This window comes from Leptospira kirschneri serovar Cynopteri str. 3522 CT (genome assembly GCF_000243695.2).
In the GTDB taxonomy this organism is placed as follows: domain Bacteria; phylum Spirochaetota; class Leptospiria; order Leptospirales; family Leptospiraceae; genus Leptospira; species Leptospira kirschneri.
On sequence record NZ_AHMN02000011.1, the window covers coordinates 1 to 15,496 of the forward strand.

The 15,496-nt window shown below is 37.2% G+C and carries 10 protein-coding genes; all 10 read right to left on the reverse strand.

The window, feature by feature from the left end; all coding sequences use genetic code 11:
* Nucleotides 1–983 precede the first annotated feature (983 nt).
* On the reverse strand, nt 984–4,658 hold the full coding sequence (gene ligA, locus LEP1GSC049_RS213430; RefSeq protein WP_016560894.1) for a lipoprotein adhesin LigA: 3,675 nt from the start codon (nt 4,656–4,658) through the stop codon (nt 984–986).
* A 612-nt stretch (nt 4,659–5,270) separates the two neighbouring features.
* Nucleotides 5,271–5,654 (reverse strand): fluoride efflux transporter CrcB, encoded by a 384-nt coding sequence (gene crcB, locus LEP1GSC049_RS213425; protein ID WP_004756565.1) that lies wholly within the window; start codon nt 5,652–5,654, stop codon nt 5,271–5,273.
* Nucleotides 5,655–6,857: 1,203 nt separating this feature from the next.
* Nucleotides 6,858–7,049: a hypothetical protein gene (locus LEP1GSC049_RS213420; RefSeq protein ID WP_000584738.1), complete on the reverse strand. Its 192-nt coding sequence runs from the start codon at nt 7,047–7,049 to the stop codon at nt 6,858–6,860.
* Nucleotides 7,046–7,309, reverse strand: a complete 264-nt coding sequence (locus LEP1GSC049_RS213415) for a hypothetical protein (RefSeq protein WP_025186057.1) — start codon at nt 7,307–7,309, stop codon at nt 7,046–7,048. Before LEP1GSC049_RS213415 ends, LEP1GSC049_RS213420 begins: the two co-directional genes overlap by 4 nt.
* Nucleotides 7,310–7,659: 350 nt before the next feature.
* A complete protein-coding gene (locus LEP1GSC049_RS213410) occupies nt 7,660–8,433 on the reverse strand; it encodes an alpha/beta hydrolase (protein ID WP_004756556.1) in 774 nt (257 codons plus the stop codon).
* A 43-nt stretch (nt 8,434–8,476) separates the two neighbouring features.
* Nucleotides 8,477–8,689 carry a hypothetical protein gene (locus tag LEP1GSC049_RS0206345; protein ID WP_004752799.1) on the reverse strand — a complete coding sequence of 71 codons (213 nt, stop codon included), beginning with the start codon at nt 8,687–8,689 and terminating at the stop codon, nt 8,477–8,479.
* Nucleotides 8,690–8,782: 93 nt separating this feature from the next.
* Complete coding sequence (gene prfB / locus LEP1GSC049_RS213405; protein ID WP_004752791.1) at nt 8,783–9,886, reverse strand: peptide chain release factor 2; 1,104 nt, start codon at nt 9,884–9,886, stop codon at nt 8,783–8,785.
* 730 nt (nt 9,887–10,616) lie between these two features.
* Nucleotides 10,617–11,462 (reverse strand): hypothetical protein, encoded by an 846-nt coding sequence (locus LEP1GSC049_RS213400; RefSeq protein WP_004752793.1) that lies wholly within the window; start codon nt 11,460–11,462, stop codon nt 10,617–10,619.
* Between the two features lies 1 nt (nt 11,463).
* Nucleotides 11,464–12,744, reverse strand: coding sequence for a phosphoribosylamine--glycine ligase (purD, locus tag LEP1GSC049_RS213395; RefSeq protein WP_016560898.1), 1,281 nt, complete (start codon nt 12,742–12,744; stop codon nt 11,464–11,466).
* Entirely contained in the window at nt 12,734–15,382 is a 2,649-nt protein-coding gene (locus LEP1GSC049_RS213390) for a valine--tRNA ligase (protein ID WP_016748408.1), read from the reverse strand. The genes purD and LEP1GSC049_RS213390 overlap by 11 nt, the downstream gene beginning before the upstream one ends.
* Between the last annotated feature and the right edge of the window lie 114 nt (nt 15,383–15,496).

The window sequence follows — 15,496 nt, forward strand, 5'->3', positions numbered from 1 at the left end:
GAAAAAGGATGAATCCCGCCTTTTTTACCAGCTGCTAAACCCGCGAGACTGGTTAAAAGTGGCCAAGACATACAACTTTGAAAAAACATCGAAAGAAGAATCGAAATACAAAATGTTCTCTTCATAAACACTCACTCTAATTGTTTTATTTAAAGTTTTCATTTGTGTATTTGCTGTGTTTATTTATTTGGAGTTTTCATTTGTGCATTTATCTATTGAGGCTCCTACAAAATTTAAAAAGAATAATTATCCGATCAGATTTTTGCATCAAGTCGTCGTTTGGCGACCATCAGAAAGATTACAATCAATTTTATAGAGATTCTCTTTAAATTTATTGGATATAGAAAGTTTGTAAAGAAAAAATAACTGAAATTTCTAAAAACTGAGTATATAATAAAAAGTGAATACTTAAGTGATTTATATTTGAAGTTAGTCGTTTAAATTTTATGATCTTTAAGTATTAAATGGGATCATTACTGATTTCTATAAAACTGAGTAACGTTAATTTTTATCACAAAACGCTGGATATTTTATAATATAGTTCACATTAAAAGTAAATTGGGCATTATTTAAGAAATGATTTTTTAGTATCGTATAACAATCTTTAGAAATGGTTATAAGAATTTTAATAGAGATTTTCTATTATCTCAAAAATGTATGGCTTAAGTATATTTGACCTTCAGATCAAAGAAAGTCATGTGTTATACAATACCTGAGAGGATCCAACTACCAATTTATATCAGATTCATATTGAGATTAATTTAAAACACTCCGCAAAATCTGCGGAGTGTTTTAGGAACAAAAGTTTAGAAAAAGGAAACGATTACAAGGTCGATAGATTACAAATCATACCGGTAAACTTGAGTCGCTCCTTTTCCGTAAAATCGGCGTTATTCAAATAACTCAATGAATTCGTAATAAAGAAGGTCACGAACCCATTGTTTGTTTTCTGCGAATGTGTTAAACATTGTTAATTTTTCATATTACGGCTTCGTTTTAATAGAGGCTAATATTTCTGGAGTTACTTCAAAATCAATAGAGTTACTATGGATAGAATTGTAAGTCGCAGAAATTTTAGAGGAACCTACAGAAAGCGGTGTTATTAAACCTCTGTCATCATTAGAGTTACCGATAGAAGCTACCTTAGAATCAGAGGACTTCCAGGTTACAAGATCCGTAAGGTCAAGTTCGCTACCTTTTTCGAAAGTTCCGATTGCTTTGAATTGTTGAGTCAAGCCCTTGTCTGTCAAAACTTGAGAAGAACTAATGGTTATGTTTACAAATTTCTCGTCATTGACAAATATCCAAGCTCGATTACTTTCAATAGAATCGTAGGTTGCCGTAAATTCTGAAGCTCCAAATGCAAGAGCCGTTACTTTACCTTTTTTACCGGCTGTATTTTCGATCGAAATGTTGGATGGTTCGCTGGAAGTCCACGTTACAACCTGAGTCAAATCATGGGTAGAGTAATCCGAATAGATGCCGGTAGCGGTCAGTTGTAGTGTAAGACCTTCACTCAGAACGAAGATACTAGGTTTTACTTCTATGTCAACAAGCGTAGCAGAAGTGACATACAAAGTAGTGGAAGCGGACATAGAGTCGGATAACGTTGCAGTGATATTCGTTTTTCCATCATCGATTGCGATAACCGAACCAGCCAATGAAAATGTGTTATCGATCGATGCAACTTTCGGATCAGAGGAAGACCAGGAAACCTGTTTTGTAATGTCTGCCTTTGTATTATCCGTATAGATTCCAATTGCTTTAAATGGATAACTAAGTTTTTTGATCAAGAAGAAATTATTTGGTGTTATTTCGATCGAAGCTATTTTTGCTGGAGTAACTTGGAATGTCGCATTTGCACTTGAAATTGAACCTAAGGTAGCGGAAATGTGACTCGTTCCCTTCGAGAGTGCATTAACAACCCCTTCACTTCCAGTTGCGTTTGAAATTTCTGCGTAGGCAGTATTGGAAGATTTCCAAGTAACCTGGTCGGTAATATCTTTTGTCGAATTGTCCGTAAATACGCCGGTCGCTTTAAAATTTTCAGTAAGTCCCTTGGCCTTGTGAGATAAAGTAGGATTTAACACAATCTCAACCAGTTCTGCTGCGGTAACGGATAATTTGGAAACTGGGCTGCTTACATTTCCCAATGTCGCTTTAATACCCACTATCCCTGTACCGGTTGCGTGAGCTTGTCCATGGTAATTTTTCGTGTTCGAGATCGTTGCAACAGAGTTGTTGAACGAATGCCACGTAACGGAGGAAGTTATGTCCTTGCTGGAATTATCAGAGTAGATACCTGTAGCAGAAAAATTTTCTGTTAACCCTTTTACAAGAGAAGGTTTCACAGGACTGATTTGAATTGAAGTAAGAACCGCGGGAGTAACTGTAATATCAGCTTTCCCGGAAAGTTTTTCTAAGGTTGCAGTAATGGTCGCTTTCCCGACTGAAATTGCCTTACCTCTTCCTTCTTCACCGGATGCATTCAACATATTTAATACTTTCGAAGAAGACTTCCAAGTAACTTGCTCTGTAATATCCTTCTTAGAATGATCCGTAAAAATACCTGTAGCGGTAAATTTTTGAGTTAGTCCTTTTGCAATCGAAGAGCGAGTTGGAGAGACTTCGATCGAAGTCAAATTAGCCTGTGTGACGGTAAAATCTACAGAACTTTCGATTCCACCCATGGAAGCGATAACTTTAACAGTTCCTTGTTTTAAAGTGGAACCTAACCCGCGTTTGGCGTTTGTATTGGAAACGGTAAGAATATCTGTATTAGATGAACTCCAAGTGACCTGATTTGTAATATCGGAATTAGAATTGTCTGTAAAAATACCGGTTGCTTTAAATCTTTCGGAAAGTCCCTTTGCTTTGGAAGCAGCGGCCGGTGTGATTTGTATTTCAACAAGTTTTGCAGCAGTAACGGATAACGTAGAAACTGGACTACTTACCTTTCCGAATGTGGCTTTAATATCCGTTGCTCCTGTAGCTGCTCCGTAAGCGTTTCCTTGATTTTTTTTGGCGTTTGAAATTGTTGCGATTGAAGAATCGGATGAGAACCAAGTAACGGAGGAAGATATGTCCTTGTTAGAGTTGTCAGAGTAGATCCCAGTAGCCGTAAATTTTTGAGTTAACCCTTTTGCAAGAGAAGGATTTACAGGATCGATTTGAATAGAAGTGAGAACCGCAGGAACTACAGTAAACCAAGTTTTACCTGAAACTTTTCCTAAAGTAGCAGTAATAGTCGTGTCTCCAACAGCGTGAGCTTTCCCCAGACCTTTATTATCATCTAAGTTAGACACGCTTGCGATTGCTGAAGAAGATTTCCAAGTGACTTGATTTGTAATATCTTTTTTGGAGTTATCCGTAAAAATCCCGATCGCCGTAAATTTCTGAGTTAGTCCTTTTGCAATTGAAGGTAAAACTGGAGAAACTTCGATGGAAGTTAATACCTCTTGTGTAACTTTAAAATCGGTGGATCCTTGTATTCCACCGATGGAAGCGGTGACCTTAACATTTCCTTGGTTGAGTGTGGAAGCTAACCCGTGATTGGCGCTTGCATTGGAAATAGAAAGAATATCCGGATTAGAAGAATCCCAAGTAACTTGATCTGTAATATCTGAGTTCGAATTATCTGTAAATATGCCTGTAGCTTTAAAGTTTTCTTGTAAACCTTTTGCTACTGCAGAATTTGTAGGAGAAACAGAAATAGAAACTAAGGCAGCAGGAGTGACGATTAGTTTTATGGAACCATTTATATTACCTCTAGAAGCAGAGACAGTAACGATTCCAGTATCAGCCGTTTCTAATATTCCGTTGTTCTGAATATTAGCGATAGTGGAATTAGAAGAATTCCAGATAACAGAAGAGGAAATATCCCTGTTAGAATTATCCGAATAAATCCCAGTAGCCGTGAGTTTTTGTTTTTTTCCGAGAGGAATATTTGGACTGTTGGAAGTTACTTGGATAGAAGAAAGAACAGCGTCACCAACAGTTATCTCTTCGGAAGCTTGTTTTGATTGAAAGGATGCACGAATATGAGCCGTTCCTAAATTGATACCTGAGGCCAAACCGGAATCATCTACTCGAACTAAATCTATATTACTGGAAGACCAAACGATCAATGGATCGTTGGAAATATCTTGATGAGAACCATCCGAAAAGATACCGATGGCAGCAAATTGACGATTTGTACCTTTAGGTAATATACCGTCATCTAAACTCGTAACTTGAATTGAGTTTATCGTGGCTGGTGTAACCGTAATTTTTTGTTCAGAATACATCCCGTTGTATTCAGCTTTTATAATGGAAGAACCAGAAGCGATTCCTCTGACTCTGTTACCTTGAATGTCAACGATTGATTGGGCATCGGAAACGATAGATGTCGAATCCGTAATATTCTGATTTGTTCCGTTATCAAAGATTGCGGTGACTTCGAGAGTTGTACTTGTACCTTTTGCGATGGAAGAATCTTGATAACTGAGCTCGATCCTTGTAATAACTGGATCAGAGTTACTTAATAGAAGGTGGAAAAAGGATGAATCCCCGCCTTTTTTACCAGCTGCTAAACCCGCGAGACTGGTTAAAAGTGGCCAAGACATACAACTTTGAAAAAACATCGAAAGAAGAATCGAAATACAAAATGTTCTCTTCATAAACACTCACTCTAATTGTTTTATTTAAAGTTTTCATTTGTGTATTTGCTGTGTTTATCTATTTGAGGTTTTTGTTTGTGTATTTGCTGTATCTATCTATTTGAGGTTTTTGTTTATGTATTTGCTGTGTTTATCTATTTGAGGTTTTTGTTTATGTATTTGCTGTATCTATTTATTGGGACCTCTACAAAATTTAAAAAGAATAATTATCCGATCAGATTTTTGCATCAAGTCGTCGTTTGGCGACCATCAGAAAGATTACAATCAATTTTATAGAGATTCTCTTTAAATTTATTGGATATAGAAAGTTTGTAAAGAAAAAATAACTGAAATTTCTAAAAACTGAGTATATAATAAAAAGTGAATACTTAAGTGATTTATATTTGAAGTTAGTCGTTTAAATTTTATGATCTTTAAGTATTAAATGGGATCATTACTGATTTCTATAAAACTGAGTAACGTTAATTTTTATCACAAAACGCTGGATATTTTATAATATAGTTCACATTAAAAGTAAATTGGGCATTATTTAAGAAATGATTTTTTAGTATCGTATAACAATCTTTAATTGGAGTTCTATTTCGTATAACTTAATAAGTTATATGTGTCGTATCAAAAATTTTTTATCATCCAAATTCCAGCAAAAGCAAATCCGATTCCACCAACTACACTCAAACAGATATATCCTAAAAATAAAACGTAATGACCGGACTTTAACATTTGAAGGGTTTCGTAGGAAAAGGTGGAAAATGTAGTAAATCCTCCACAAAAGCCGGAAGCAAATAAAAACTTCCATTGAGGATCAAAAAGCGGAAATCGATCGAATAGTGCGTAGACGATTCCAATTAAAAATGAACCGAGTAAGTTTGCGGTTAAGGTTCCCCAGGGAAGGGATAAACCTAAAATAATTCCGAACCAATATTGTAACAAATAACGAAAAATACTACCAATCGCTCCGCCAAAGCCGATCCATAACAGTGTTCTTGAAAAATTCATAATAAATTTTTAATGTAATAAATTTTAATGTACGAATATATATGTTTAGATTTTGTTTGATCGATTTTTATACATTTGAACGCCTTAAATTTGTCGCAAAAACCTCTTGTAGAGAGAAATACCAGAAGCTTTTTATATAACTATAATTAAGGCAAGTCTCTGTTTTGGAATAGAATTTTAAGCGTTCTATTGTGTAATTCTGATTGGGTAGAACCTTAGAATAATCTTCTTTGGAATTTCAAATGATGAGGTAGTTCCCACAGATTAAGTCTCATTATGGATCAACAGTCTTTTTGATTGCTTTTTTTGCTATTTAATTCCTGTATGAGTTCCCACATTCCGGACTTTTTTTATGTTCAAGTGGACTCTATAAAATTCAAAAAGAATGGTTGTTCAATCAAAATTTTGCGTAAAACCGGTGTTTTGTGGTGATTACAAGAATGAAAAACTATTTTAACGTGAGTTCGGTGTAAGAAAAACCTTTCTAAAAGTAGTAGTTCCTACAATCTTAGAATTGGTTCGTAAAATCGTGATTTGTAGTAGTTCCCACATCATTTTACAGACAAACCTAAAAGTTTTGTGAGAGTTCCCACACTTGAATACGACAGATTCAGTCGTTATAAACGTCTATTTTATAAATTGTGATAGCTCCTACATTTAAAGAATCGATCTATAAAATTCAGGTTCCAACTTTTTTCAGAATCGTGAGTCCCTTACGTCGAACTCACGTTATTTTAACGTGGATTTAGAGTTTGCTTCAAAACCTCGAAGAATTTGACGCCGTTATTCTTAAGAAATTTTTAATAAAATGTAGTAGTTCCTACATTTTTGTGAAACTCAATGCATCGCTTCTATGATCGCTCTGCAGGTCGCATTTGGCAATTTGTGAATGTTCAAGTAGTTTTAATCTCGTCCAATTTTTGTAATAGTTCCCACATTTTTGTAAAGCTCAATGCATCGCTTCCTGAATGCTGACTCTTAGAGGGGCAGGACTGTGTTTGAAACTCAGCAGAAACCTTCCTCAAACTCAGCGTCTCGTTTCTATGGGCGCTCGATAGATCGCGTTCTAAATTGAAACCAAAGACGATATATTATATAATGTTTTTTGCATGCAATTGATTGGCTATAGACGAGAGAGTTCTGTCTTGCCTTCCGTGGCGGCCGGATTTGCCCAGATTTTTCTTACGTCGAACTCATGTTATTTTAATAGGGATTTATCACGTAAGGATTGCCTATTTTAGATTTTAATAGATTGGTTGGATCGTGTATTTTTGAAGAACTACTAATCTTAAAATAACGATAGATCTGATAGATTCCGACTCCAATTGTCACAATGGAATCGTCCACCGGTCCAGGGACCAAATTCGGAGGAATCCAATAGATTAAAATTATCAAGACGGGCCAAAAGATTCTAAGCGTTTCGACCGGTTTTGAATCCTTGATCGCAAACCAAAGACCAACGCGAGGAGAATCGATACGAGAATTCCGCCGAAGAAAAGAATATGTTTGCCCGCAAGAACGAGCCAGTCCGCGATTGTATGCGTCTTACCATAATCGTCCTTTAAAAGCAGAACCGTAACGTCGACGGATGCAAAAAACGGAATCAACATTCCCCACAAACAACCGTATTTAATTTTTCCGAGAAAAATATTTATATTCAATTATTATAATATTTTTATATCCCAATTACCCTTTTAAAAAACTTTACTACTCGGACGCATGAATAGAATACTTGGGTTAGATTGTTTCAAAAATTTGAATATTTTGGCCCTGCTTTAAAATGCCATAATCTCGAATTTGTGGTATTTTTTAAGTACCGCTATTTTTTTCGTAAATTCGGCCGTAAATAACTTGGTACTATTTTCATGCGTCCGCGTAGTAAATAATTCGAAAATAAATTCAAACCAAAGAAATTTGACAAATCTTGAAAGTGTTGTAAATCATTTTGTAGATTTAGGATCGGTTTCAAGAAAGTATTAAACCCTTTTGGGAAATCATAAAATAATCATTGGATAAAATTTCGGATTAGTTTCCAGTGAGTTTCAGTTATAGATCCAAAAAGAGAATGATTTGCATTAGAAAGAGTTATGAGTTTTGCATTGGAAAAACTTTTACTCAGAGCCTCCCCCATATAGTAAGGAACGGCCACGTCTTTTTTGCCATGGACGATCAATACGGGCAATATAAGATCTTTGGATTTTGATATTGAGTTAAATCGATCCCAAATCAAGATTTGAGGAAGTATGGGAACGTATCGATAAGAAGCAACATCTGGAATCGATGTATAAGGCGCGAAAAGTATCATCTTGGAAACTAAATTTTTTCGAGCCATTTCTACAGCAACCCCCGTTCCAAGAGAGTATCCGATCGCGATCGTGTTTTGTTTCGAAAAAGAAAAATTCTTCTGCACAAAATTTATGGCAGCATCGGCGTCTGAATAAATATTGCTTTCAGAACTGGAGTAACGTTTTGCTTTTCCATATCCAGGATATTCAACCAATAGAACGGAAAAACCCATTTGTGAAAGTTTAGCTCCAAGATAAGACATACTCTGCAAGGTTCCATGTTGACCGTGAAAAACAACAGCAAGTCGGGAGCTGTTTCGGGTAAAATAAGCATAAACGATTCTATCTTCGTTTTGAATTTGAAGTAGAGTACCAGAATAAGAAGGAAGAGTATCTTTTCCTTGAGCTATAAAAATCAGTTTTCGAGAAACAAAACAACCAAAAACTTCTAATAGAAGAAAAAGGATACAAGAGTATTTCAGAAATTTATACATTAAGGAATTGTTATTAAATACGATTAGAAATAAAATGATAAGATTAAGAAATCGTTTCTAAATTTAAAGATCTGTAAATACAACAGTGTATAAGAGCCGATTCCAATCCGAACTTAAATTTCTCCGTAATTTCCTCTTTGGGAAGAGCGTTCAGTATTTTATCCATTTTATCTAAAAACAGACTTTGGTTATTTTTACGTAACCATACTTTAAGGGCCTCTTCTCGTTTTATAAATCTTGCCGGATCTAGTTCCATTTTTAAGCTTATGGTTGTTATACGATGATCGTTTCTGCGATCCTGTGCAAACTCAGCGAGTGGGTCATAACTCAGAAGTCCCTCAATTTTTTTTTACGAAGTTTTCAAATAGGCAAGAATGAACGGTTCTATGTCACCGTCCATCACAGCCGCAACGTTGCCGGTTTCGTGATCAGTCCTATGATCTTTAACAAGGTTATAAGGATGAAAGACGTAACTACGAATCTGAGAGCCCCAGGCGATGTCTTTTTTTTCTCCGGATTTTTTTTCCAATTCTTCCTTTGCTTTTTCTTGTTCCAACTCGTAAAGTCTAGCTTTCAACATTTTGAATGCAGTATCTCTGTTCTTAATCTGAGACCTTTCGTTCTGACAAGCAACTACGATACCACTCGGCATGTGAGTGATTCGAACAGCCGAGTCGGTGGTGTTTACGTGCTGACCGCCAGCACCCGAAGAACGATAGACATCTACACGAATATCTTTCTCTTCGATTTTGATGTCAATGTCATCGTCTATTTCTGGGCTGACGTGAACTGAAACGAAGGAAGTATGTCTTCTTTTATTTGCGTCAAAAGGAGAAATTCGAACGAGTCTGTGGACTCCGTTTTCACCTTTGAGAAATCCGAATGCAAAATCACCTATCACGTGTAAGGTGGCATTTTTAATGCCGGCGCCGTCTCCCGCTTGAATGTCTATTAGAGAATACTGATACCCTTTTTTTTCGAAATAACGTGTGTACATTCTGAGAAGCATTTCCGCCCAGTCCTGGCTTTCGGTTCCACCGGCTCCGGGATGGATGTTTAAAAAAGCGGGTTTTAAATCTTCCGGATTGTTTAAAGCGCCTAAAAGTTCCAACTCTTCGAACTTTTCCTGAAGTCTGTTGTATTCGGAGGAAAGCTCTCCAACGCCGTTTTCGCCTTTTTCGTCCAAGGTGAGATCTACTAAATCAGGAAAATCTAATATATCTTGTTGGATATTAAACCAGGGAGAAAGTTTTTTTTCGAGTTCGTTCTTTTTTTGGCTTACCAATCTGGCTTCTTCTGGATTGTTCCAAAGATTTGGATCTTCTGCTTTTTCGGTGAGCGACTTGAGACGATCCTTGTCTTGTTCCAGATTCAACAGTTTCCAACGATTTAAAAAATTCTCTTGTAATTCTTTAGAAATTCTTTTTAGTTCTTTTGCCGATTTAACTTCCATAATCATCTACGCTAGGTTTGATTAAAATTTGAAAATGACCTTTGTGAATTGATAACGATTCCAATTGGGTTCAATTTAAATTCCATAATAATTTTTTACCCATTTTCCCGAATAGAACATAATAAATAAAAGATTCAAATCGTTTGTGTTCTCGAGTCTATGAAAACGATTTCCGGAACTAAAAAGACGTACTTCTTAACTTGGAAAACAACACGGATTTATAGAATCAATTTGGGCGTTCCTGCACTGAATTGTAAATCAAAGTAGAAAAGTAAAGGTGCAGGCCGGGCTTGTTACGCGCTTCAGCTCACGCTTCCGGTCCTTTCTAACGAAAGGACTGCTACGCACGCTCCACATCCCTAACGCTACTTAACGTGAGCAGGGTGTAAAAAAATGAGAAAGAATTTTCTAAAAGTATGAGATCCTACAATATCAGAATTTGTTTGTAAAACTAGTGATGCAGTAGTTCCCACAAATTAAGTCACATTAGGTAGTAAAAAACGGAATCGTTCCCACGCCAAATTCTTCAGTTGTATATGGATCGAGAGAGACAACGGAAACTCAAGATCACTTTTATAAAATTCAAAAAAGAAGATCATCTGATTGAATTTATAACCAAATCGTTGTTCGACGACAGTCATAAAATAAAAAATTCAGTTTATAAAGATTTTCTTAAGATAAAACAAATCTGAGAGTGTTTAATCGATGAACTAAAGACAAACCTATCGACTTATTGAAAAAGAAAATCTTCTTTATTCTCTCTTTCCTGTTCCCAAGAAAAAACAGTATCTCTAAGTTGAGGAGTGTTTCCTTCCACGGTAGCCACTAAAATGAATTCTTCTTTTTTTCTAAATTCTTCCGGATTCTTTTTTAAGATCAGTTTGCCTGAACGGATTAGATCCAAAACGTGAAGAAGAAAAGGATCTTTTTCCGTTCTGGAAAGTTCTTTCATTGCGGAATAAAACGGAGTGATACCTTTGTGAAACCAATCTACAATTTCACTTTTCCCAAAAGGCCAAAGCTGACTGAGTTCAATGGATTCTTCTCTAAGTAAGGATTTACCTTGAAATGGTTTTTGCAGATGCCTACATTGAAAATAAAGTTCATGATTGATCTCGCGAGGAAACGTCTTACCATAACCGGAACCGATCCATTCGATCCAGGCTTTTTTTTCCTTGATAGGTAGAGAAGGAATTAAAGCGAAAAGATAATTCTGATTTTTGAATATTCTAGAAGTGGAAAGATGATCTAAAACTTCGTAAGGAATCATATATTGACCCTTTTGCCATTCTAGAACCAAAGGAATTTTTTCTACGTTTAGATATTCCGCAGGAGTTTCCGCACGGACCACGTCTCCAAATTGGGTCAGAATATAAATAAAAGATAAAAGTTCCTGACGGTTCATTTTTCGGATCAACGCATCCGGATCCAAATTACGATGAAGGGCGTGTCTCAATAAATTGTATTGTTCAACCGGAAATTGAACCGGAGATAAAATGATCCCAAGAAACTTTTCCATTTTCTTGAGGCTATGTCTTTCTACGAGATCTAAGTTTCCCGAAATCAAAAATGGCATGTTAAAGGGCTCTATATCCGATGTCTTTTCTATAAAACGTTTTGGGAGCCTGGATTTTTTCCAGGAAGGAATAAGCTTGGTCCACCGAACTCTTAAGATCGGCATCTTGAGCTACTACCCCGAGAATTCTTCCCCCGGATGAAAAAACTTTTCCATCTTTTTTTAAAGTTCCCGCATGAAAAAGATAAACGTTTTGACCCGAAGTTTCCGGAAGATTGAGTGGAATATTTTTTTCATAAAAGTCGGGATATCCTTGCGCGGCAAGCACTACTACAACGGCCGCGCCTTTTTTAACGGCTGCTTGAACACCTTTGATTTTACCAGTGGAAGCTCTATAAAGAAGTTCTAATAGATCTCCGTCTAACATAGCGAGAACACACTGGGTTTCCGGATCTCCAAATCTACAATTGAATTCAACAACTTTAGGTTCTCCCTTTGGAGAAATCATCAAACCAGCGTAGAGAAGACCGCGGTAAGGATGTCCTTTTTTACGGAATAGATCAAACATAGGATCGAAGATTTGTTCTTTCACTTTTTGTAATATACTTTCGGAGATTATCGGCGCAGGACAATAAGCCCCCATACCTCCAGTGTTCGGACCTTGATCACCGTCAAACGCCCTTTTGTGATCCTGAGCTGCAGGTAAAAGAAAATAGGAATCTCCGTCCGAAACTGCAAAAATGGAAGCTTCTTGACCTTCCATAAATTCTTCGATCACTACTTGACTACCACTGGAACCAAATTTTTTATCTTGGAAAATTTCCTTAAGTGCTGCTTTTGCCATTTCTTTTGAAGTCGCTACGGTAACACCTTTGCCTGCCGCCAGACCGTCCGCCTTGATAACAATCGGAACAGATTTAGATTCTATATAATTTAAGGAATCTGAATATTCTGAAAATGTTTTATATTCCGCAGTGTGAATTTTAGCCTCAACCATCAAAGACTTTGCAAAATTTTTTGAACCTTCTACTTGGGCGCAAAAAGAGTCGGGGCCAAAAACTGGAATATTCAATTCTGCGGCCCAATCCGCAAAACCTGCCACCAATGGATCTTCTGGACCGACCACGATCAAATCGAAAGGATTTTGTTTTAAAAAAGACTGAACCGAATTTTTGTCCAAAACTTGAAACGAATCAGAAGGAAGGAGCTCGTGATCTGGGAAACCGCCGTTTCCAGGAAACACTTTTAATTCGCTTAACAAAACAGATTTACGTAGATAAAAGGCGATCGCACTTTCCCTACCGCCAGAACCGATAAGAAGAACTTTCAATTTAACCTGCAAGATTTTGAATCCCCTTTTTAAGAACTTCCACTTTATCGATAAGAGTTTTCAGTTTATCTTTTTCTTTTTCCACGACTTCCGGGGCTGCTTTAGAAAGAAAACCGGGATTGGAGAGTTTGACTTCTAATTTTTCTTTTTCCAGTTCTGATTTTTGAAGTTCTTTTTCTAAACGAGTTTTTTCTTTAACAACGTCTATAAGACCTTCTAAAGGAAGAACGATTTCTCCTTTGGTAAAATGAGAAACCGAATCTGTCTTTTGGATTTCATACAACGCATCTATACGGATCGATTCTAAACGAGCGAGTTGTAAAAGTGAAACTTCGTTTTCTAAGATCGCAGAGCTGGAAAGGTCATCGGAAGATTTAACGATCACCTTACATTTCTTATCTGGAGCGACTCCGTTTTCGGATCGTATAACGCGTATTTTGGTAACTATTTCTTGGAGCAGATTGAGTTTTTGAACGCCTAACGCATCGGATGCGATCGGATAACTTTCGGGAAAAGGAGAAGTGACAATGTATTGGTCTGAAAAAACCGAATTAACCTCTTCGGTTAGAAAAGGCATAAAAGGATGCAAAAGTCCTAATGCACGGATGAGCACGTCCGAAAGAACCTGTTTAGCAACTTCCGCAGAGCGAGGGGAAACTTTACCATATGCTCTCGGTTTAACGAGTTCGATATACCAATCGCAAAAATCACCCCAGATAAATTCGTAGATTGCGGCGGCCATTTCATAAAAATGGAATTTAGAATGAGCCTTGTTGTATTCATCCAGACAACGATTGAATCTAGAAAGAATCCATTGATCCATAGGCTCAAGATCTTTTTCGATTTCCGGGGTGATTCCAGTGGGAACGAAAGATTCTTCTAAGTTCATAAGAATAAAGCGGGAAGAATTCCAGATTTTATTGCAGAATGAACGATAACCGTCTAACCTCGATTCGTCGAAAAGAATGTCCTTACCTTCGGGAAGGGTGGCTGCAAGAAAAAACCGGAAAGAATCCGTTCCGTACTTATCCATCATTACGAGAGGATCGATAACGTTACCAACGGACTTGGAGAATTTTTTACCGTCCTTGTCACGCACTAAACCATGTATGAGTACTTTATGAAATGGTGGAGCTTGCATGAACTTCATACCCATCATGATCATTCTAGAAACCCAAAAGAAGATGATGTCAAAGCCGGTGACTAGAACGGAAGTAGGGTAATATTTTTTTAAATCTTCCGTTTGTTCCGGCCAACCCAAAGTGGAAAAAGGCCAGAGTTGGGAAGAGAACCAAGTATCGAGAACGTCCGGATCAGGTTCAACTTCATTGGAGCCACAGGACGTACAAACGGTTATAACCGTTTCCGAAACGTCTACGTGTTTACACTTTTTACAATGATAAGCTGGAATTCTATGACCCCACCAGAGTTGTCTGGAGATACACCAGTCACGAATGTTATTCATCCATTCGAAAAAAGTTTTTTCCCACATCTTAGGAACAAATTCCACCTGACCGGATTGAACCGCTTGAACTGCTAAATCGGCAAGGGGTTTGATCTTAACGAACCACTGAGTGGAAAGATAGGGTTCGATCACCGCGCCTCCTCTGGAGTTGTGACCAACTGCGTGGACGTGATCTTCAATTTTTTCAATTAAACCTTTGGCTTCAAGATCGGAGAGAACTTTTTTACGAGCTTCAAAACGATCCAGGCCTTGATAAATACCAGCGTTCTCGTTCATGGTTCCGTCAGGATTCATCACGAGTAAAGGTTTAAGACCAAGTCTTTGCCCAGCATCAAAGTCGTTGGAATCATGAGCGGGAGTAATTTTAACAAGACCGGAACCAAATTCTTTATCTACAAAAGAATCGAATAACAAAGGAATTTGTCTATTTGTAAGTGGTAGGTCCAAAACGACGTCTTTCAATGACGTATAACGCGAATCGTCCGGATTGGCGCAAACGGCTACGTCGCCTAACATTGTCTCCGGTCTTGTGGTCGCTACGACTACAAATTGATCTTTTTTACCGTGGATCGGATATTTGATATGATAGAGTTTACCTTTAGTTTCTCGGAACTCTACTTCTAGATCCGAAATCGCTGTTTGAGAAGCGGGACACCAATTGATGATTCTTTCCCCTCGGTAAATCAAACCTTCATCATAAAGAGATTTAAAAACTTTGAATACTGCTTTAGAAAGACCTTCGTCGAGAGTGAATCTTTCTCTGGACCAGTCAACGGATTCCCCTAAAAGTTTTTGCTGTTTGGTAATCATTCCTCCAGAATGATTCTTCCATTCCCAAACTTTATGGATGAATTCTTCTCTAGTAAAATCGGTTCTTTTTTTACCTTCTTTGGCGAGTTCTCTTTCAACTACCATTTGAGTTGCAATACCTGCGTGATCCATACCGGGCAGCCAAAGAGTAGACTTTCCTTTTTTGCGTTCAATACGGATAAGAATATCTTGGATGGTATGATTGAGAGCGTGCCCTATATGTAAAGAGCCGGTAACATTGGGAGGAGGAATGACTATTGAGAAAAATTCTTTCGAGTTCGGATTTGGAACAAAAGAATTCTTCTCTTCCCAGAGTGAAATCCATTTGTTCTCTACATCTTTTGGTTCGTAGCGATCGCCTATTTGTTTTTTCATGGCCGTTAAAAACAAGTTTTATTGTTTTTTCCTAGGGTCAAGAGGATTCAAACGGAGAAAAGTGAACTCAAGAAGAATGAGTTTTTTCGAGAGATATTTGAGTGGAAACTGAGA